The organism is Flavobacterium rivuli WB 3.3-2 = DSM 21788 (assembly GCF_000378485.1).
Classification (GTDB): domain Bacteria; phylum Bacteroidota; class Bacteroidia; order Flavobacteriales; family Flavobacteriaceae; genus Flavobacterium; species Flavobacterium rivuli.
In genome coordinates this window covers 1-21,457 of the sequence record NZ_KB899967.1, presented here as the reverse complement: position 1 = coordinate 21,457, position 21,457 = coordinate 1, and the positions used below count along the sequence as shown (strand labels likewise).

The following is a 21,457-nucleotide window of genomic DNA, read 5'->3' as shown; positions in this document are numbered from 1 at the left end:
AATTAAAAAAATATGTTAAGACGAATTTCAAAACCTGCTTTATGTTTTTAAGCTTTTGTCCCTACTTTAAGTCGTATTTATAATTTTTTACGATCTATTATGGTCAAAATGTATTTATACTTATAATTTATGATGTTAAAATTGTGTAATGTTTATTTTTTTTACCAAACACTTGTGTATGTCAAAAAATTAGTGTTATTTCGACACTTATTAATTTTTTATTTTTATTAACGTTTGCGTTAATAACTTTTTGGGAATAAGAGGTTTAATCACAAGACACAAATTAATTTTATAATAAACAGCATGATCAATTTAAAAACATTCGAAGTTTGGTTTATAACAGGAAGCCAGCATTTATATGGCGAAGAAACATTAAACCTTGTTGCAGAGCACTCTAAAGCTATCGCCGCAGGTTTAGATGGTGCTAATGAAATACCTGTTCGTGTGGTATTTAAGCCGACAGTAAAAACGACAGATGAAATATATGAAACTCTTTTAGCAGCAAACTCTGCCGAGAATGTAATAGGAGTTATTACATGGATGCACACTTTTTCTCCTGCTAAAATGTGGATTCGTGGTCTTAGTATCTTAAAAAAACCATTACTTCACTTTCATACACAATTTAACCGCGACATACCATGGAGTACTATGGATATGGATTTCATGAACCTTAACCAGAGTGCACACGGCGACAGGGAATTTGGTTTCATGGTATCGCGCATGCGTAAAAACCGTAAAGTAGTTGTAGGCCACTGGCAGGATCCTGAGGCATTGGCTGAAATAGGTTCATGGACAAGGGCTGCTGCAGGATGGAACGACTGGCAGGGTGCTAAATTTGCACGTTTTGGCGATAATATGCGTTTTGTTGCTGTTACAGATGGCGATAAGGTAGAGGCAGAACTTAAATTTGGTTTCTCTGTAAATAGTTATGGTATTGGCGACCTTGTTGCTTTAATTGATGCTGTTAGCGATAACGATATAAAAGCATTAGTTGCTGAATATCAGGAAACTTATACAATGGCAGATGATTTACTACCGGGTGGCGAAAGGCATTCATCAGTATATGAGGCTGCAAGGATAGAGATAGGTTTACGAAAATTTTTGGTTGATGGTGGTTTTAAAGGATTTTCTGATACCTTTGAGGACCTTCATGGAATGATACAATTACCGGGACTTGCAGTACAGCGTTTGCTTGCTGATGGTTACGGTTTTGCAGGCGAAGGCGACTGGAAAACAGCTGCTTTAGTGCGTGCATTTAAAGTAATGGGCAGTGGCCTTGAAGGTGGTAACGGATTTATGGAAGATTATACGTATCATTTTGACCCGGCTAACTCTTTAGTGCTTGGTTCTCACATGCTTGAAATTGATGCGTCGTTAGCTGCTACAAAGCCAAGCCTTGAGGTACATCCATTAGGTATTGGCGGTAAAGAAGACCCTGCAAGGCTTGTATTTAATGTTGCAGGTGGCGAAGCGTTAAACGCATCGTTAATAGATATGGGTAACCGTTTCCGTTTGCTTGTAAATACTGTTAAAGCAGTAGATGTTACAGAAGAATTGCCAAAACTGCCTGTGGCACGTGTATTATGGCAGCCGTACCCGGATATGAAAACCGGATGTGCAGCATGGATATATGGTGGTGGTGCACACCACACTGCTTATAGCCAGAACCTATCGGCAGAGTTGTTACAGGATTTTGCAGATATGGCAGATATTGAATACTTACTAATTGGTAAAGATACACGTTTAAGCGAGTTTAGAAACGAACTTAGATGGAACGATATTGCTTACAAATAGCATTTTAACCCTGGCCGCAATGTAAAATTGCGGCCTTTTTAACAAAACTTATTTTAAAGTTATGGGCAAGTTTTCTACAATAGATTATGTTATTTTCATTGTTTATTTCTTACTGGTATCCGGCTACGGGTATTACATTTATACAAGCAAGAAGAAAAAAGAGGGAGAAGTATCCGACTCTAAAGATTTCTTTCTTGCCGAAGGTTCATTAACATGGTGGGCCATTGGTTCTTCGCTTATTGCATCAAATATCTCTGCAGAGCAGTTTATAGGTATGAGCGGTAACGGCTTTGTTGTTGGTGTTGCAGTAGCAGCCTACGAGTGGATCGCTGCCATTGCACTAATTATAGTGGCTGTTTGGTTTATACCTGTGTATCTTAAAAACAGGATATTTACCATGCCGCAGTTTCTTGAAACGCGTTATAACCAGACGGCAAGCCTTATTATGGCTATTTTCTGGCTGTTTTTATATGTATTTGTAAACCTTACTTCGATATTATACCTTGGCGCAATCGCTATTGCAGCTATGGCCGGTCCTGAATATTTTCACGCAATCGTAATCGCGATGGCTATATTCTCGCTTATCATTACTTTAGGAGGTATGAAGGTAATAGGCTTTACCGATGTTATACAGGTAGTAGTACTTGTAATAGGGGGCCTTGCAACAACTTATGTTGCACTTACTCTTGTAAGCGACCATTTTGGCCTTGGTACCGATGCTATTGCAGGTTTTAAAGCCATGATGCATGACGCACCAGACCACTTTCAGCTAATGGTGCAAAAACCGGGTCCTAACGCTACACAGGCCGATGTTAATAAATACCTTATGTTACCGGGCTTAGCCATGTATTTTGCAGGGATCTGGATTGTTAACCTTAACTATTGGGGTTGTAACCAGTATATTACACAACGCGCACTGGGAGCCGATCTTAAAACGGCTCGTACAGGTATCCTGTTTGCAGGTTTCATGAAACTTGCCATGCCGGTTATTGTAATGTTACCGGGTATTGCAGCTTATGTACTATACAAAAATGGCGCACTACAAACAGAAATGGGTATAGGCGAAGCCTTTAAGGCTGACAACGCTTATTCGGCTATACTTGGTTTCCTTCCTACAGGATTAAAAGGCTTATCAGTAGCGGCTCTTACGGCAGCTATTGTTGCATCTCTTGCAGGTAAGGCAAACAGTATATCAACCATTTTTACACTGGATATTTATAAAAGGTATATTAATAAAGACGCCGAAGAGAAAAAACTGGTAATCGTTGGGCGTTTAGCCATTTTAGCAGCAATTATATTCTCTGTAGCCCTTACATGGAATGATGCTTTAGGAATAGGTGGCGAAGGAGGCTTTACTTTTATCCAGAAATATACAGGTTTCTTTAGCCCGGGTGTTTTTGCCATGTTCTTTTTAGGTATGTTCTGGAAACGTACAACAGGATCTGCAGCCGTTGCGGGTGTTATAACAGGATTTGTATTGTCTATCTTCTTTAACAGCTACGCGGTAAATGTATTTGGACCTGAAACCATTTTATGGACAGCTTATCAAAATACATCAGGTGTTTTCGAAATACCTTTCCTTATCTGTATGGGTTGGTCATTCTTCTTTACAATGATATTAATGATAGGTATGAGCCTTGCAGGCCCTAAAATTAACCCTAAAGCCTTTGGTCTTGATACAACAATGTTCAGGGTAGCACCATCTACACTGGCTCTTATAGTAGTAACACTATTATGCGTTGCAGGCCTTTACATTACATTTTGGTAGAACAAACCTAAAAATAACAATATGAAATTTTTTATTGACACGGCAAACCTTGCCCAAATTAAGGAGGCCCACGAACTTGGTGTACTTGATGGAGTAACAACAAACCCATCGCTTATGGCTAAAGAAGGCATTAGCGGTAAAGACAGGGTACTAAAACATTATGTTGATATTTGCAATATTACCGATGGCGATGTGAGTGCCGAAGTAATTGCTACAACATTTGACGAAATGGTAGCCGAAGGCGAAGAGCTTGCTTCATTGCACGAGCGCATTGTGGTAAAGCTGCCAATGATTAAAGACGGTGTAAAAGCTGCCAAATATTTCTCTGAAAAAGGTATAAAAACCAATGTAACATTAGTATTCTCTGCAGGGCAGGCATTGCTTGCTGCTAAGGCAGGTGCTACTTATGTATCGCCATTTGTAGGCCGCCTTGACGATATCTCTACCGATGGTTTACAGCTTATCGAGGATATCCGCCTTATCTATGACAACTACGGTTATGAAACGGAGATCCTTGCAGCTTCTGTACGCCACCCAATGCACATTATTAACTGTGCTAAACTTGGTGCCGATGTTATTACAGGGCCTCTAAGTGCTATCGAAGCTTTACTTAAACACCCGCTTACTGATAACGGCCTTGCGCAATTTCTTGCAGACCATGCCAAAGCAGCAGCGGCTACAGCAAAATAATATATGAAACACGAAATAAAAGAATTAGAAAGCATAGCATCGCAGGTTCGCCGCGACATTGTGCGCATGGTACACAGCTGCCAGAGCGGCCACCCGGGTGGATCTCTTGGATGTGCTGATTTTTTAGTTGCCCTTTACTTTGAGGTTATGAACCGCAAAGAAGGTTTTGATATGAACGGTTATGGCGAAGATCTTTTCTTCCTTTCTAACGGTCACATTTCTCCGGTATTTTACAGTGTTTTAGCACATGCCGGTTACTTTGATAAGTCAGAACTTGCTACGTTCCGTAAGCTTGATTCGCGTTTGCAGGGACACCCTACAACGCATGAGCACCTTCCGGGTGTTCGCATTGCATCAGGTTCGTTAGGGCAGGGTATGAGTGTTGCCATAGGCGCTGCTTTAGCTAAAAAACTTAATGGCGATAAATCTATAGTTTACACACTTCACGGCGATGGAGAGCTACAGGAAGGCCAGATATGGGAAGCTGCTATGTTTGCACCGCACAACAGGGTAGATAACCTTATTTGTACGGTAGATTACAACGGCCAACAGATTGACGGGCCTACAAGCCAGGTACTTTCTTTAGGCGACCTTAAAGCTAAATTTGCTGCTTTTGACTGGGTAGTTCTTGAAAGTGAGGGTAACGATATGGCACAGGTAGTTAAAGTACTTGAAGAAGCTAAATCACTTACAGGTCAGGGTAAACCTATCATGATCCTGCTTAAAACAGGTATGGGCCATGGTGTAGATTACATGATGGGAAGCCATAAATGGCACGGTGCAGCGCCTAACGATGCTCAGCTTGCAACGGCATTAGCACAATTAGAGGAAACCTTGGGAGACTACTAAAAGGATTTAAGATTTTAGATTGTAGATTTCAGATTTAGCTTCGGTGGCGCAATGAGTTCTTAACACTGCAAAATCAAACTATCCGGCATCTAACTCACATAAAAGTGGCAATCTGAAATCTGAAATCATAAATCTGAAATTTAAGATGAAGAAATACACATACACAGATAAAAAAGATACCCGCTCCGGGTTTGGCGACGGCCTTCTGGAAGCCGGTAAAAGGAACGACCAGGTAGTGGCCTTGTGTGCCGACCTTGTTGGGTCTTTAAAAATGCAGGACTTTATTAACGAGTTTCCGGAGCGTTTTGTACAGGTAGGTATTGCAGAGGCTAACATGATAGGTATTGCTGCCGGCCTTACAATAGGTGGTAAAATACCTTTTACAGGTACGTTTGCAAACTTTTCTACGGGAAGGGTTTATGACCAGATTCGCCAGAGTGTTGCCTATTCTGACAAGAATGTAAAAATATGTGCCTCTCACGCGGGCCTTACGCTTGGTGAAGATGGTGCTACACATCAGATATTAGAAGACATCGGTTTAATGAAAATGCTTCCGGGCATGACCGTTATCAATCCGTGCGATTACAACCAGACTAAAGCCGCTACTATTGCAATTGCAGAGTATGAAGGCCCGGTTTACCTGCGTTTTGGCCGCCCTGTGGTGCCAATATTTACAGATGCCGACCAGAAGTTTGAAATTGGTAAAGCGTGGATGGTTAACGAAGGTGCCGACGTAAGTATTTTTGCAACAGGCCACCTTGTATGGGAAGCTATACAGGCTGGTGAAAAACTTGCTGAACTTGGTATTGATGCAGAAATTATAAACATACATACCATTAAACCTCTTGATGCAGAAGCAGTATTAAAATCAGTAGCCAAAACAGGCTGCGTGGTTACTGCCGAAGAGCACAACAGGCTTGGCGGACTTGGTGACAGTATTGCCCAGCTTCTTGCTGTAAACAATCCTACGCCACAGGAATATGTTGCTGTAGATGATAGTTTTGGCGAAAGCGGAACTCCTGCACAACTTATGACTAAATACGGCCTTGATGCTGAACATATTGTTAAAGCTGTACAGAAAGTTATCGCCCGTAAAAAAGCATAACAAATTTTGTTTCATAATATTAGCCGCCTTATTGAGTAATCGATAAGGCGTTTTTTTTTGAACAGTTTTAAAGTTTCAGAGTAACTAAGTTGCAAAGTTTTAAAATTGTAACCTTAAGTTATATTCCAAATTATCGTATTGTTATAACCCAATCAACACAATTATAAAATCCACTAACTATTTTTTGGTTTAAACTTTAGTTTAAAAAATATAATTACCAGTAGCATGGTTAGCATTAATGCGTTAGTTATAGCAAGTGGCATAGCATCCTTAATAACGCCATAAGTAAGCCATGTTGCGGCATTAGCAGCAAGGAGTACAATAGTGGGCATAGAGAGATCATCGGCCGATTTTGTTTTCCATATTTTTATTACCTGCGGTAAGAATGATAATGACGACAGTATGGCTCCCAAAATGCCTATAATGGTTTCAAGTTCAAAGTTCATATAATAAGGTTTAATCGTTATTTCCATCAGGATAATGCATTTGAGTATGCTGAAATTTATCCCGGTTTTTTAAATATTAATTCGCCAAATTAAAAAATCATATCCCTAAAACACCCTCGACCACGTTTCTTTAACAATTTATTAGTTCTAAATCGTTGTATAAACTTGTAATTAATATCTACAACAAATGGTTGTTTGGCACAATAATTATCTGATTATAATTGAAATAATTATTGCTGTTGTAAATTAAATAGATTAAAAATATTGGTAATACAAAAATTATGTTAAATTTGTTTTTATATTTGATATCCAGATTGTTGCAATGCCCTCAGTTATCTAAAATCTTAAGGTTGCCCGTACTATTTAATAAAGCCTATGGATACCTATACCTATTTACTACTATCTGTAATGCTGTTTTTTCCCTGGCTGACAATGTATGGGCTGAGAAAAAGTTTGCGTAAAAAAATGCTTAAGGTAAGCATTATGGGAGGTCTTGCCGGTTTTGTAGCAGAGTACTGGTATTTTAAGGATTACTGGCATCCTCCTACGTTAATGGGGCAATCTATTGTTTCTATAGAAGATTTTTTATTTGGCTTTACTATAATGGGTATTGCAGTAAGTGTTTATGAGTTTGCTTTTTCTGTAACCAAAGAACAGGTTTATAAGAAACGTAAAAAATTGTTTGGCCGCATGTTTTTAGTTGGAGTAATTTCTTTAATGCTGTTTAACATAGTATTTGGAATAAATTCTATTATAGTAAGCTGTGCTGTTTTTGTTGCGTTTACTATATTCATACTTATTTTACGGCCAGATTTACTGTTGCAGGCCATTACATCGGGCGTGTTAACAGTACTTGTTGTATTACCAGTATATGCCTTGCTTTTTAACGTAGTTAATCCTTCCTATTGGGACTCATACTGGTTTCTTGCACGAACTAAACTTGGTGTAACCGTGCTTGGAAACATTCCTGTTACAGAGCTGTCCTGGTATTTTACATTAGGAAGTTTTGTGGGTGCTGCCCATAGTTTTGCATCAGGCAGGGGGCGGGTAAAAGCAGAGCAGGCTTTTAATGATATATCAATAGTGCCAATAGATGTAATTTATGACGAGGTAAGCATTAACCCATAAAAAAACCTGCCCTTTTACAGGCAGGCCTTTAAACAAACAAACAAAAAAAGAAATCGTATAACTTATATTACAAATTAGCAAGTTCAAAAGTTAATGCCACATAGTACAGGCCACCTATGGTAGGGCCAGCAGCGTACTGGTAGTACCTGTTATTAAGAATGTTAGTACCACCTATTTTTGCTGTAGCATAAATAACAGGTATCTTAACGTTAACCTGGGCATCAAGTGTAACATATGCAGGAACATCGCCGTTTGCTAATGTACTTTCCCAATAAAAGGCATCCTGCCAGCGGCCGGTAATATTAAAGCCTACATTTTTAATAATCTGCCTGTTGCCAAAAGAAAGGTTGGTTACCCATTTAGGGGTATTAAACGATGTAAGAAAAATATCCGATTTACTGTTGGTTATCAAATCATTGTAGCTTACGTTGAAGCCTGCATTATAATTTTCGTAAAAGTTATATTTTATACCAAATGTAGATCCATAACTTTTATACTTGTTGGTGCTATTAGTAAATACACGGTAACGGTCCTGGTTGGCTCGGGTAAGCATATCTGTTACAGAAGCATCAGACCCAACAACACCATTTTTTGGTACGGCAACTTCTACCTGGCCTAAAAAGCCATCGTAAATATTAAGGTAAGCATCCCAGTCTATAGATATTGAGTTGTTAAGTACAACGCTTTTATAACCAATTTCGAAAGAATTTATCTGTTCCGGTTTCATAACAGGAAGGTTTGCTTTTTCAAGCACATTACGGTTCTCAAGGGCAGCCTGGGCGCGCGGGGTGCCTGCATCTACAGCGGTGTTTACGGCCGCGTTAAAAGCATCTATAGAAGTTAGTGTATAAGAATTTTCTAAGAAGCCGATGCCCTGGTTTACGCGCGCCAAGCCGCCTACACGCCTTACATTACCATTATTTACAAACGATAAGGCCTCAAACAAGGACGGGAAACGGAAGCCATTTTGGAAAGATGCCCTAAAATTGTGGTTCTCTTTTGGCGAATATACTAAGGCAATCCTTGGGTTAAGTTTTGTATCAAATTCTGGGTTGCGGTCGGCTCTCAACGATGCGTTTATTTTTAACCTGTTATTAAAAAAGCGTTTGGTTACCTGTCCAAAAATGCCGTATTTTTCATAACGCTGTTTATCGCCAAAGCTACCATCGGGCAGGGCAACATTACGTTCTGCCACGGGGCGTGCAAAATCTACGAAGTTATTGCCATCAGGGGTAACAAGGTATTGCCTGTAATCAGCACCCACCTGCAGGTCGAATAGTTGCACATATTTAGAGAGGTCATACTGGCCCTCTACATGGTATAAAGCCGATTTTTGCTTTAACCATGCACCACCTGTTGCAGGAGCACCGGCAACACCAGAGTTTAAATGATCCCAGTTATTGGTTTTAATTATGGTGTTTTTAAGTGCTTCAAATTCGGGCGTTCCGGGTTCTACGCGGCCGGCATCAGCAACAGCACGGGCATCTTCAAAGGCTTGTTGCAAAGCTGTACCACTGTTAATAGAGCTTTGCAGTGCCGACTGGAATGTATTTCTCCAATTGGTATTACTGGCATGGGTAAGGTCCAGGTTATCGGCAAGGGGTTTAAGGTTGTAGGAGTCGCCTGTACTTTCAAGAGACGCGTAACAGCGAATGTAAAATTCTTCACCTTTAAGTTCTACTTTATGGTTTTGCACCACAGCATTATCCAGCCTTATCTTATTACCACGCTGAAAAGTACCGTCCATAAGGCCATAACGGTATACATAAGATGCCTCAAGGTTGTCTTTAATTTTATAATAACCACCGGCATCAAATTTTATATTTGTAACAGTAGGGTCTACAAGGTCTTTTTCCAAGTAGCCGGTACGCGACACATTGTAGGTTTTAGATACACCATCTACCGTGGCGTTTACAGTAACCCTGTTGTTACGTTCATCGCCATAGTTGTTCCATAAATCGGCAGCCGGGTTAAAAGCGCCATCAAGTGATGGGACAGTAGGGTTTGCCGTGGCAAGGTTATTAGGGTTTTGGTCGGTTAACGTGTTCGATATCCAGTCGGTTCCCCTAAAGAAGGAGCCGTTTACCTTAATGGCAAATTTTTCTTTAAACACCTTTGCATATCGCAGGGCAAACTCGGTAAGCAGAGCAGGGTCTTTTTCATCATTGCCCACATGGTTAACACCTGTACGCTGGTAAAGGCTTAGCCCCTGGTAGGTAAACGGGCTGCGTGTTTGAAGGCTCGCAAGGCCATTAATAGCGTTCATACCATATAGTGCAGATGCTGCGCCAGGGGTAATTTCTACACTTTGTATGTCAAGTTCTGTAGGGCCTATGGCGTTGCCAAGCGGTACACCCAGTGTAGCTGCCTGTACGTCTACACCATCTACAAGCTGCATAAACCTAAAGTTGTTAGGTACATTAAAACCACGTGCATTAGGTACTTTAAGGGTAAGGCTCGATGTAAGCAGTTGTACACCCTTTATATTATCTAACGCCTCATAAAAAGTGGGTGCGGGGCTGTCTTTAATAGCTTTGATGTCTATTTTTTCGATGGAAATAGGCGATTGAAGGATGCGTTCTTCAACCCGCGATGCAGAAACCACTACTTCGTTAAGCAGGGTATTCTCTGTATTTAAATTTACAGATATTTTACTTTGGGCAGACAGCACCTGCAGTTCCTGAGATTTAAAACCAACGCCCGAGAACACTAAAGTAAACGGATAGGTTATATTGGTCTTAATATAAAATTCGCCTTTCTCGTTTGTGGCGGTTGTTGTTGCTGTGCCTTTTATGCTAACGGTTACCCCGGGCAACGGACCATTAACCTCGTTATCATTAACAACCCCTGTAATCTCTACAATCTGGTCCTGTGCGAAAATTGGCAGGATACTAAAGATCATTAAAAAAAATGCAATAGCCATGGTAAGGCGTATGCTAAAGTAGTTGTGTTTCATCGTGTACAATTGGGCTGGTTAACGGTGCCAAATGTAGTAATTAATTTAAAAAATACAAACCCTATAGTTTTAGTAGACTAATAAAATTTTAGTTTATATTAAAAATCCATTAATTACGTACTGTTAAATGAAGTAAATTAGCCTTAACAGACTGGTATGTAGTATAATGTTTATGAATGTGAAACTTTGTGAAATATTTACTTAAAGTGTTAATATTTGGTTGTTGAATTAACAACCTTTTAACACATGATTTTATACTTTTGAATTGTGCATCAAACATACAAAACAATATTTTTAGTAGACGATGATCCGGACGATCAGCTGCTTTTCTCTGAGGCTCTTTATGAAGCCGATGCTACGGTTTTATGCCGTACGGCTACGGACGGCATTGATGCATTAGTCAAACTGAATTCTGATTTTACGGTAATGCCAGACTTTGTTTTTATGGATGTTAATATGCCAAGGATGAACGGAATAGACTGCCTTAAAGAAATGCAGCAAAATCCTGTTTTAAAAGATATTCCTGTTATTATGTACTCTACCTCATGCTCGCCGGCTTACCAAAAGGAATGTTTTAATAACGGCGCAGTTTATTATATGGAAAAGCCAAACGATTTTGCCCAACTTTGCAACGCCTTAAAAAGTATTGTAACACAAGGTATACCGCAAGTAAAAACTACATGTAACCATACCTTATGATACTTATAGTAGATGACAAACGGGAAAATATTGTTCCCCTTATTAAAATACTGGATTTACATAACCTTCAGGCAGACTCGGCAGAATCTGGTGAGGAGGCATTAAGGATGATCCTTAAAAAAAGCTATTCGCTTATAATAATGGACGTGCAAATGCCCGGTATGGATGGTTTTGAAGTGGCAGAGGCATTATCCGGCAGTAACAGGACAAAGGACATCCCGGTAATATTTCTGTCTGCCATCAGTAAAGAAAAAAAATACATTTCCAAAGGGTACGAAACCGGTGCGGTAGATTATATTACCAAGCCCGTAGACCCTGATTTGCTTATCTTAAAAGTAAAGACATTTTTAAAGCTTTATGAGCAAAAAAATGAACTTAAAGATATACGCGACCTACTCTCTAAAGAAATAGAAATACGTAAAGAAGCTCAGGAAAACCTGGAGCTTAAGGTAGCTGAGCGTACTAAAGAATTAAGTGAAAAAAATGAGGAGCTGGAAATGCGTAATCATGAGCTACAGCAGTTTGCATGGGTAGTATCGCACGATTTAAAAGAGCCGTTGCGTAAAATAGAGACTTTTATAAAAATTATAAAGGAGCGCTATTTAGTAAGGGATGAAAAGGCTGTAGACTATGTAAACCGTACCGTACGTTCGTCTCAAAGAATGGGTAAACTGATTACTGATTTGCTGGACTATTCAAGGTTATCATCTGATGTACTGCCGGAAACGGTAGTGTTAAATGATGTATTACAGGAAGTGCTGTCTGATTTTGATCATCTTGTAGAGCAAAAAGAGGCACAAATAAAGATAGATAACCTGCCAAATATAACCGGCGTACCAAGCCAGTTACGGCAGCTGTTTCAAAATTTAATTGGTAACTCCCTCAAATTCACAAAACCAGATACAATTCCTCAAATAACTATTACTGCCGAACGTATAAATGATAAAGATTTTAATAGTCCGGTTACGGCATTAGGGAATTATTGTCGTATTATTGTTGCCGATAATGGGATTGGGTTTAATGAGCTATATCTGGATAAAATTTTCAAGATATTCCAGAGCCTTAATGATCGCAACAGCTATGAGGGTACCGGTATAGGGCTTGCTATTGCAAAAAAAATAGTAGAAAAACATAATGGTATAATAACGGCTAAAAGCCACGATGGTAACGGTGCAAGTTTTATAATAATACTGCCCGTTTAATCCTTAAAAAAATAATAACATTAGTAAAATAACTGCATGAACGGTACTTTTAAACGGAATTTAATTATTAGCTCCGGGGCATCAATGCTTATACTTCTTGTAAGCTCTATTGCCTCTTTTGTAAGTATAAGAAGCCTGCTGGACAGTAATTCGTGGGTAAACCATACACAGGAAGTTATTTATAATATTAACGCAGGCCGCTCAGAACTGGTAGATGCACAAACCAGTATGCGTGGCTTTTTAGTTACCGGTAATACCGAATTTTTAGAGCAGTATAAAAATACTCAGGAAGATGCAGCCTCTTACTTTGCCAATGTAGAGGAGTTAACAATAGATAACCCTAAACAGCAGGCAAGTATTAAAGAACTTAAGCCATATATGGCAGAGTTTTTTAAGTACCTGCAACTGCGTATAGACGAAAAAAAGAGAGGTCAGTTATCTCTTGCGGCCGACCTTGATGCCGGTAAAAGCCTGATGGATGAAATGCGTACTATTTTAAAACGCATGGAAAACCAGGAGCAGGGATTGCTTACAGAAAGGGTAAGTACATCTGAAAATTATGGTACCTATAGCTCTGTACTTATAGTTGTTGCGGCACTAATAGCGTTGTTTATAAGCCTGTTATTCTTTGTAAGGATACTTAGAGATTATAATTCGCGTATTTTATTACAGTTGGCATTAGAGAAAAGTGACAAAGAAACTGCAGAAAGAATACGTGTTATAAGTGGTATTGCAGGGCAAATATCTCAGGGTAATTATGATGTTAGGGTAGAGGATAGCGAGGGCGATGCCTTGGGTAGTGTAGCAGTATCTTTAAATAATATGGCTGCTGCACTTAGCAGCTCTTTTAAATCCCTGTCTGACAACGAGTGGAGGCAATCGGGTATTGCAGAGCTTAACCAGGTAATGATAGGCGAAAAAAGCCTTGAAACCCTTACTAATGATATTATAGAGTATCTTGCTGTTTATACAAATAGTAATGCAGGCGTACTGTATTTACTGGAAGACAACTCTTTGGTAGCTTCGGCTGGTTACAGTTATATTGCCGATCATGAAAGAAAACGTTTTAAAATAGGCGAGGGCTTAACGGGCCAGGCTGTAGCATCGGGCAAAATGCTCGAACTTAAAGGTATCGCTGCCGATGATATAAAAATATCTTACGCATTGGGCGAAGTTATCCCTGCCCACGTTATTGCTGTGCCATTAATGGATAATCAGGCAGAGGGCGTTGTAGAGCTTGCTGCCGTGCGCAACTATAGCAAACGCGAAATAGAATTCTTAAAATCTGTAGCTAATAATATAGGTATTGCTATTAAAGCTGCCCAAAACAGAAAACGTGTACAGGAATTGCTTGAAGAAACACAGGCGCAAAGTGAAGAGCTTAAAGCACAGCACAGCGAACTGGAAGGCATGAATGCCGAACTTGAGGCGCAAACGCAAAAACTTCAGGCATCTGAAGAAGAACTGCGCGTACAACAGGAAGAGTTGCAGCAAACCAATGAGGAGCTTGCCGAACGTAGTGTTTTACTGGAAGAAAAGAATACCGAGATACAAAAAAAATCGGAAGACCTTGAGTTAACCACACGTTACAAGTCTGAGTTTTTGGCAAACATGTCGCACGAGTTGCGTACGCCTCTTAACTCCATATTACTATTAAGCAGGTTGTTGTCTGAGAATATAGACCATAACATGAGCGAAGAGCAAATAGAATTTGCTAAGGTGATACAAAGTTCCGGTAACGGTCTTTTAGGACTTATTGATGAGATACTGGACCTTAGTAAGATAGAGGCCGGTAAAATGGAACTTGAGTTAATTGATATTTCTACTAAAGAAATTACAGATGGCATGAAAGCCATGTTTACAGAGGTAGCCAAGCAAAAAGGAATTGAATTTAAGATAGATGATGAAAATGCGCCATTAGTTATCAGGACAGATAAAATGCGACTGGAGCAGATACTTAAGAATTTGTTATCAAACGCATTAAAATTCACATCTGAAGGTTCTGTTACGCTTATAGTTAAAAAACATGCTACCGACGAAAAACGGGTACTATTTTCTGTAAAAGATACGGGTATTGGTATTCCGCGCGAAAAACAGCCTCTTGTATTTGAGGCATTCCAGCAGGCAGACGGTTCTACAAAACGTAAATATGGTGGTACCGGTTTAGGTTTATCTATAAGCCGTGAGCTTGCTAAATTATTACGTGGCGAAATAGGCCTTAGCAGCGTTGTTGATGAAGGTAGCGAATTTACACTTAATATTCCGGTAATAGGTTCGATGTTACTACAGCCGGAAGAGTTTGAAGACAGGCAAATACAGGCTCCGCAGGTAATTACAGAAGGAGAAGATGACGACAAAGAAAAGCCTGATTTAAGATACCGCTATATAAGCCCGTTTATTCCGGAAAGTGTTCCTGACGACAGGGATACTATTGCAGATAAAGACAAGGTAGTGCTTATTGTTGAAGATGATGTAAACTTTGCAAAATCGCTGTTAGAATTTAGCCGAAAACGCGGTTACAAAGGTATAGTATCTGTAAGGGGTGACCATGCTTTAAACCTTGCCATGCTTTACAAACCGGCCGGAATTTTGCTTGATATCCAGTTGCCTATAAAAAGCGGATGGGAAGTAATGGAAGATTTAAAAAACAACTCCCAAACCAAACACATACCGGTACACATAATGTCTTCGCATAAACTTAAACAGGAAAGCCTGCTTAAGGGTGCGGTAAACTTTCTTGATAAACCTGTTGCTTTTGAGCAAATGCCCGAGGTATTTAAAAGGATAGAGCATATTATAAGCCGCGAATCTCAAAAGGTACTTATTCTTGAAGATAACCCGCAGCATGCTAAGGCCCTGGCTTACTTTTTAGAGACCTATAATATAAATTCGGAAATTAAGAGCGAGATAGAAGAAGGCGTAAGCGCGCTTAAACAGACTGATGTAGATTGCGTAATACTTGATATGGGAATACCGGACAGGCAGGCGTATGATATACTTGAAAGTGTTAAGAAAAATCCAGGGCTTGAAAATCTGCCGGTAATTGTATTTACAGGCAAGAGCCTTTCTATGAAAGAAGAGCTTAAGATTAAAAAATATGCCGACTCTATTGTTATTAAAACGGCACACTCCTATCAGCGTATGCTTGATGAAGTTTCTTTATTCCTGCACCTTGTAGAAGAAAATAAAGGATCTGAAGGAAAAAAAGAGCATTATAAAAAACTAAGCCTGCTAAATAACGTACTTCATAATAAGACTGTCCTGGTAGTTGATGATGATGTGCGTAATATTTATTCGCTTACAAAATCGCTCGAGTCGTTAAAAATGAACATTGTAACGGCTATAGATGGTAAAGAAGCACTAAAAGCTTTAGAAGAACACCCTGAAATAGACGTTGTATTGCTTGATATGATGATGCCTAATATGGATGGTTATGAAACAGCAACCCATATTCGTGAAAATAAAAAGTATAAAACCCTGCCGGTTATTGCCGTTACAGCAAAGGCTATGACAGGTGACAGGGAAAAATGCATTAATGCAGGTGCATCTGATTACATTACTAAACCGGTAGATATAGACCAGTTATTATCCCTGCTTAGGGTTTGGCTTTACGACCAGCATTAATATATTGCTTATTACAAAATGACGAAAAAGAGAGTTTTAATTGTTGATGATGATGCGCGTAATATATTTGCGCTTAGTGCAACGCTGCGGTCGCGGTCGTTTGATTGTGTTTCCTGCCTTAGTGCAGAAGAAGCCTTAAAACTACTTAACACAGATGAGCATATTGATGCAGTACTAATGGATATGATGATGCCCGAAATGGATGGGTATGAGGCTATTCCTCTTATAAAAAAGATACCTTCGCGGGTTAGTACTCCTGTAATATCTGTTACGGCTCTTGCCATGAATGGCGATAAAGAAAAATGCCTTGCTGCCGGTGCAGACGGTTACGTTTCTAAGCCTATAGATATGGATAAATTACTTGAATTATTAAGCAATATTTAATACGGTTATGGTTAACGACCGACAGCTCGAAGTGCTTATTAACGATGTATATGAGTACCATGGTTTCGACTTTGGCGGTTATTCGCGTGCATCGTTAAAGCGTCGTGTAGACAGGTTAATTCAACTGGACGGTTTCCCTGATTTTGCAGTATTTCTCTCTAAAGTAAGGTCAGATGCTGCTTACTTTAAACACATGGTAGAGGAGATCACGGTAAATGTTACCGAGATGTTTCGTGATCCCCACTTTTATAAAATACTTCGCGAAGAGATATTACCTATACTTGCCACAAAACCATTTATACGGTTTTGGCATGCCGGCTGTGCAACAGGAGAAGAAGTATATTCTATGGCTATCTTACTTAAAGAAGCTAACCTGCTGCACAAATCATTACTTTATGCCACAGATATTAATCCTTTGGTTTTAGATACTGCCAAGAAAGGTATTTTTCAGTTAAGGATGATAAAATCCTATTCAGAAAATTATATGGCAATGGGAGGTAAAAACGACTTTTCGCAATATTACACTGCTAACTATGGGCTTGCAAAATTTAGCGAAGACCTTTCAGAAAAAATGGTGTTTTCGCTACACAATTTAGTGTCGGATGGTTCTTTTAATGAGTTTGACATTATACTGTGCCGCAATGTGCTTATTTATTTTGATAAAGATTTGCAGGAACGCGCTTTACAGCTTTTTGATGACAGCCTTTCTAAACTTGGATACCTTGCACTGGGTACTAAGGAAACTATAAAATTTTCATCCATGCAGGATCGCTATGAGCAGATTCATAAGGAAAAGATATGGAAGAAAATAAAATAGGTTTTAAAGTAGTTATTGTAGGCGGGTCTGCCGGAAGCCTGGAAGTACTTATGAAGGTATTGCCACAGCTAACCCTTATGTCTAAATTTGCCCTTGTATTTGTTTTGCATAGAAAAAGTGCCGAAGACAGTACCCTCGAAGAGCTTATAGCCATGAAAACCGTTATTCCTGTTAAGCAGGTAGAAGATAAAACACCATTACTACCCGGTTTTATATATGTTGCACCGTCAGATTATCATTTGCTTTTTGAAACTCACCATCAGCTATCGCTTGATACATCCGAAAAAGTAAATTACAGCAGGCCGAGTATTGATGTATCTTTTGAATCGGCTGCCGAAGTTTACGGGCCTCAGTTAACCGGTATATTGCTATCTGGCGCTAATTCAGATGGTACTAACGGACTTAAAGTTATAAAACAGCAGGGTGGTACGGTTGTAATACAAGATCCTGCAACTGCAGAAATGCCTTTTATGCCCCGCACCGCATTAGAGAATGTAACACCTGATTTTGTTCTTGGTGTTGAAGAATTGCTCCAATTTATAAATAATATTAAATAGGTATAAAAATTAGTAAGATGCTGTATAAATTCGGCTCTCTATAAATTCCTAATTTAAAAAGCGGGTGTCAATTAGTTAAATTAGCCTTCATAGCCTCCTATAAAATATTATAGTTACAGCGTTTTTTCTTTAACACTATAATTAAAGTTTTTGCCTTAATTTTAAGGCTATGGAAACAAGCAATAAAAAAGGTTTTATATTCAGGCAATATGAAGCTCCCAATGTGTCTCCGTTTGATAAACTCTTTGAAATTTTTACCGAACTGATAACGCATACTTCCGGCGATCTTGATGAAGCGCTCGACTGGTTGCGGGAACTTGATAAAGAATATAAACTTACAGATAAGAACTACACCATTGATGATTTTATAGAAGACCTTAAAAAGAAAGGTTATATAAAAGATGAAGTTAAAGATGATGGTACGGGCGGCCTAAAAATTACAGCAAAAACAGAGCGTAATATTCGGCAGCAGGCACTTAACCAAATTTTTGGCAACCTTAAAAAAAGCGGGAGTGGTAACCACAAAACCAAACATTCCGGTAGCAGTGATGAACATACCGGTGAGTTAAGGGAATACCATTTTGGCGATGGGTTAGACAGGATATCGCTTACCGAAAGCTTAAAGAATGCCCAGATAAACAATGGTACTGAGACTTTTATGCTTACCGAACAGGATTTGGTAGTAGAGGACAGCCAGCATAAATCGCAAATGAGTACAGTGCTAATGATAGACATTAGCCACAGTATGATACTCTACGGCGAAGACCGCATTACCCCTGCCAAGAAAGTAGCCATGGCACTTGCCGAATTAATAACCACCCGCTACCCTAAAGACACACTCGATATTTTGGTTTTTGGCAACGATGCCTGGCCCATTGCTATTAAAGATTTACCGTATCTTCAGGTGGGGCCGTACCATACAAATACTGTTGCCGGACTTCAGTTGGCAATGGATCTTTTGCGCCGAAAACGTAATACCAATAAGCAAATTTTTATGATTACAGATGGTAAGCCAAGCTGTATTAAAGAAAAAGACGGTACTTATTACATGAACAGTAACGGCCTTGACGAGTATATTACAGATAAATGTTATACCATGGCGGCTCAGGCACGCAAGTTGCACATACCCATTACTACGTTTATGATTGCCAGCGACCCTTACCTGCAACGTTTTGTAAATGCATTTACAGAGGCTAACCAGGGCAAGGCATTTTATACCGGACTTAAAGGACTTGGGGAAATGATATTTGAAGATTATGAAACCAATAGAAAGAAGAGGGTTAAGTAGATTTTAGTCGCAGTCGCAGTTAAAGAGGGAGAGACTTAAGATAATAGACGAGAGACAATAGAAGAAAGAAAAGGCAATTGGCAGTAAGCACACATCAATTGTCAATAATAAAAATTAGAAAGTTATAATGGATATACAGAATATAAAAACATTAGGTGCCTTAAAAAAGGCCGGATACGAAAGTAAAAGCATTAAAGACGAATTAAGGACTAACCTGCGTAGCAAGATTAGTAAAGGAGAAACAGTATTTACAGGTGTATGGGGATTTGAGAATACCGTTATTCCAGAGCTGGAACGGGCCATATTATCACGCCATAATATTAACCTTTTGGGTCTGCGTGGACAGGCAAAAACGCGCCTTGCCCGATTAATGATAAACCTGCTTGATGAATACATACCTGTAGTGGATGGGTCTGAAATTAATGACGACCCGCTACAGCCTATTTCACGCTATGCAAAAAATCTTATTGAAGAAAGAGGAGACGATACTCCAATAAGCTGGCTGCACCGCAGCGATCGCTTTTATGAAAAACTCGCTACGCCCGATGTTACCGTGGCCGACTTGATTGGAGATATTGACCCCATAAAAGCAGCTAACCTCAAATTATCTTATGCAGATGACAGGGTTATACACTTTGGTATGATACCGCGTGCTAACCGTTGTATATTTGTTATTAATGAGTTGCCCGATTTACAGGCTCGCATTCAGGTGGCGTTGTTCAATATATTATCTGAGGGCGATATACAAATACGAGGCTTTAAAGTACGTATGAATTTAGACCTTCAGTTTGTATTTACTGCAAACCCCGAGGATTATACAAACCGTGGAAGCATTGTAACACCGCTTAAAGACAGGATTGGTTCGCAAATATTAACGCATTATCCTGAAACAGTAGCCATTGCCCGTACTATTACAGAGCAGGAAGCAAACCTTGACGGCCGCCAGAGTGATATTATACATGTACCATCTTTAGCCAAAGACCTCTTAGAGCAAATAGGTTTTGAGGCTCGCGAGAGCGAATTTATAGATTATAAAAGTGGAGTAAGCGCCCGTATGAGTATAACAGCTTTCGAAAATTTGCTAAGTACTGCAGAGCGTAGGGCATTACGTACTGGTACAGAAAAGACTACCGTTCGTCTGGCCGATTTTATGGGAATTATCCCTGCAATTACCGGTAAGGTAGAGTTGGTGTATGAAGGGGAGCAGGAGGGAGCTGCCGTAGTTGCAGAGTTACTGATAGGTAGTGCGATAAAGAGTTTCTTCCCTGGATATTTCCCTAAGATAGAAAAGTTGGAAAAACCAAATGAAAAAAGCCCTTACCAGGAAATTATAGACTGGTTTTTTAACGAAAGTGGTTTTGAGTTATTGGATGATACTACCGATGAAGAATATAAAAAGCAACTCGATTCTATTATTCCGCTTAAACAGCTATTGCAAAAATATCAGCCAAATATTGCTGTAGAAGACCAATACTTCTTTAAAGAATTTATACTATGGGGTCTTGCCGAGTATAAAAAACTAAGTAAAGACCGCCTTGACGAAGGTTACCAGTTTAAAGATATTTATGGCAGTTATATTAGTAAGTTGTAAAGCTTGCCATAGTCAACATTATTATTGGCTCACTCTTATTATAATATAGTAAGAGTGAGTTTTTGTATATAGCTATAACAACAATACGTTTAGGCATTGCAAAGTTTCATTAATACACACCTATATATAAGGAGCAGTTATCGCATGCGCATATTAGCAGAGGTCGCGCCCGCTATCCGCTGTACACGCCGCCCTACGGTTGGCGTGGTGCCGCTCCTATCGGGGCTAAAAGCCGTTGGGATTTTGTGTTTGCAATTCCGTCCTGGCTCCTTTCTTATGTATAGTTACGAATTCGTGCAAATAAGTGCAATTCGTGTCACCTTATATATAAGAGTAAGCCTTTGTCTCCCGATAGCTATCGGGATTGCGCCATTTTTAGTAACAGATGCCTGGAATTCCCCCTTTGGGGGTTAGGGGGCTAAAAAACTTCACTCTCCAAGCTTCACGTTAACAAAGAGTTAAGAAAAAGAATAAAAAAAGTAAGAAATAAGTCTTTGAAAAGACAAAAGAAGTGTTACTTTTGCACCCGCTAACAAGCACAAGTTCATTGAGAGATTGA

At 39.5% G+C, this 21,457-nt stretch carries 16 protein-coding genes; 14 read left to right on the top strand and 2 right to left on the bottom strand.

The window, feature by feature from the left end:
* The first annotated feature begins 303 nt into the window (after window positions 1-303).
* The 5 genes from araA to F565_RS0103485 all read left to right on the top strand — a co-directional run bounded on the left by araA (window position 304) and on the right by F565_RS0103485 (window position 6,206).
* The gene (gene araA / locus F565_RS0103505) at window positions 304-1,794 is read left to right on the top strand and encodes an L-arabinose isomerase (protein ID WP_020211814.1); all 1,491 of its coding nucleotides are present in this window, start codon (window positions 304-306) and stop codon (window positions 1,792-1,794) included.
* 61 nt (window positions 1,795-1,855) lie between these two features.
* Window positions 1,856-3,562, top strand: a complete 1,707-nt coding sequence (locus F565_RS0103500; RefSeq protein ID WP_020211813.1) for a sodium:solute symporter family transporter — start codon at window positions 1,856-1,858, stop codon at window positions 3,560-3,562.
* 21 nt (window positions 3,563-3,583) lie between these two features.
* Window positions 3,584-4,252 carry a fructose-6-phosphate aldolase gene (gene fsa / locus F565_RS0103495; protein ID WP_020211812.1) on the top strand — a complete coding sequence of 223 codons (669 nt, stop codon included), beginning with the start codon at window positions 3,584-3,586 and terminating at the stop codon, window positions 4,250-4,252.
* 3 nt (window positions 4,253-4,255) lie between these two features.
* Window positions 4,256-5,101: a transketolase gene (locus F565_RS0103490; protein ID WP_020211811.1), complete on the top strand. Its 846-nt coding sequence runs from the start codon at window positions 4,256-4,258 to the stop codon at window positions 5,099-5,101.
* Window positions 5,102-5,246: 145 nt separating this feature from the next.
* A complete protein-coding gene (locus F565_RS0103485) occupies window positions 5,247-6,206 on the top strand; it encodes a transketolase family protein (protein WP_020211810.1) in 960 nt (319 codons plus the stop codon).
* Between the two features lie 173 nt (window positions 6,207-6,379).
* Here the strand turns inward: F565_RS0103485 and F565_RS0103480 are convergent, their stop codons facing one another.
* The gene (locus tag F565_RS0103480; protein WP_026299863.1) at window positions 6,380-6,652 is read right to left on the bottom strand and encodes a SemiSWEET family sugar transporter; all 273 of its coding nucleotides are present in this window, start codon (window positions 6,650-6,652) and stop codon (window positions 6,380-6,382) included.
* Window positions 6,653-7,027: 375 nt separating this feature from the next.
* Between F565_RS0103480 and F565_RS0103475 the strand changes: the two genes are divergently transcribed.
* Window positions 7,028-7,780 carry a lycopene cyclase domain-containing protein gene (locus tag F565_RS0103475; protein ID WP_020211808.1) on the top strand — a complete coding sequence of 251 codons (753 nt, stop codon included), beginning with the start codon at window positions 7,028-7,030 and terminating at the stop codon, window positions 7,778-7,780.
* 67 nt (window positions 7,781-7,847) lie between these two features.
* Here F565_RS0103475 and F565_RS0103470 read toward each other — a convergent pair whose 3' ends face one another.
* Window positions 7,848-10,736, bottom strand: a complete 2,889-nt coding sequence (locus F565_RS0103470) for a TonB-dependent receptor (protein ID WP_020211807.1) — start codon at window positions 10,734-10,736, stop codon at window positions 7,848-7,850.
* A 267-nt stretch (window positions 10,737-11,003) separates the two neighbouring features.
* Between F565_RS0103470 and F565_RS0103465 the strand changes: the two genes are divergently transcribed.
* The 8 genes from F565_RS0103465 (at window position 11,004) to F565_RS0103430 (ending at window position 20,898) form a co-directional block, all read left to right on the top strand.
* Entirely contained in the window at window positions 11,004-11,435 is a 432-nt protein-coding gene (locus F565_RS0103465; RefSeq protein ID WP_020211806.1) for a response regulator, read from the top strand.
* Complete coding sequence (locus F565_RS0103460) at window positions 11,432-12,637, top strand: hybrid sensor histidine kinase/response regulator (protein WP_020211805.1); 1,206 nt, start codon at window positions 11,432-11,434, stop codon at window positions 12,635-12,637. Before F565_RS0103465 ends, F565_RS0103460 begins: the two co-directional genes overlap by 4 nt.
* Before the next feature lie 36 nt (window positions 12,638-12,673).
* Window positions 12,674-16,261, top strand: coding sequence for a response regulator (locus F565_RS0103455; protein WP_026299861.1), 3,588 nt, complete (start codon window positions 12,674-12,676; stop codon window positions 16,259-16,261).
* A gap of 18 nt (window positions 16,262-16,279) precedes the next feature.
* Window positions 16,280-16,645, top strand: coding sequence for a response regulator (locus F565_RS0103450; RefSeq protein WP_020211803.1), 366 nt, complete (start codon window positions 16,280-16,282; stop codon window positions 16,643-16,645).
* 7 nt (window positions 16,646-16,652) lie between these two features.
* Window positions 16,653-17,462 carry a CheR family methyltransferase gene (locus F565_RS0103445; protein WP_020211802.1) on the top strand — a complete coding sequence of 270 codons (810 nt, stop codon included), beginning with the start codon at window positions 16,653-16,655 and terminating at the stop codon, window positions 17,460-17,462.
* Window positions 17,444-18,019: a chemotaxis protein CheB gene (locus F565_RS0103440; RefSeq protein ID WP_020211801.1), complete on the top strand. Its 576-nt coding sequence runs from the start codon at window positions 17,444-17,446 to the stop codon at window positions 18,017-18,019. Before F565_RS0103445 ends, F565_RS0103440 begins: the two co-directional genes overlap by 19 nt.
* A gap of 169 nt (window positions 18,020-18,188) precedes the next feature.
* Complete coding sequence (locus tag F565_RS0103435) at window positions 18,189-19,307, top strand: vWA domain-containing protein (protein WP_020211800.1); 1,119 nt, start codon at window positions 18,189-18,191, stop codon at window positions 19,305-19,307.
* Between the two features lie 127 nt (window positions 19,308-19,434).
* A complete protein-coding gene (locus F565_RS0103430) occupies window positions 19,435-20,898 on the top strand; it encodes a hypothetical protein (RefSeq protein ID WP_020211799.1) in 1,464 nt (487 codons plus the stop codon).
* The last annotated feature ends 559 nt before the right edge of the window (window positions 20,899-21,457 follow it).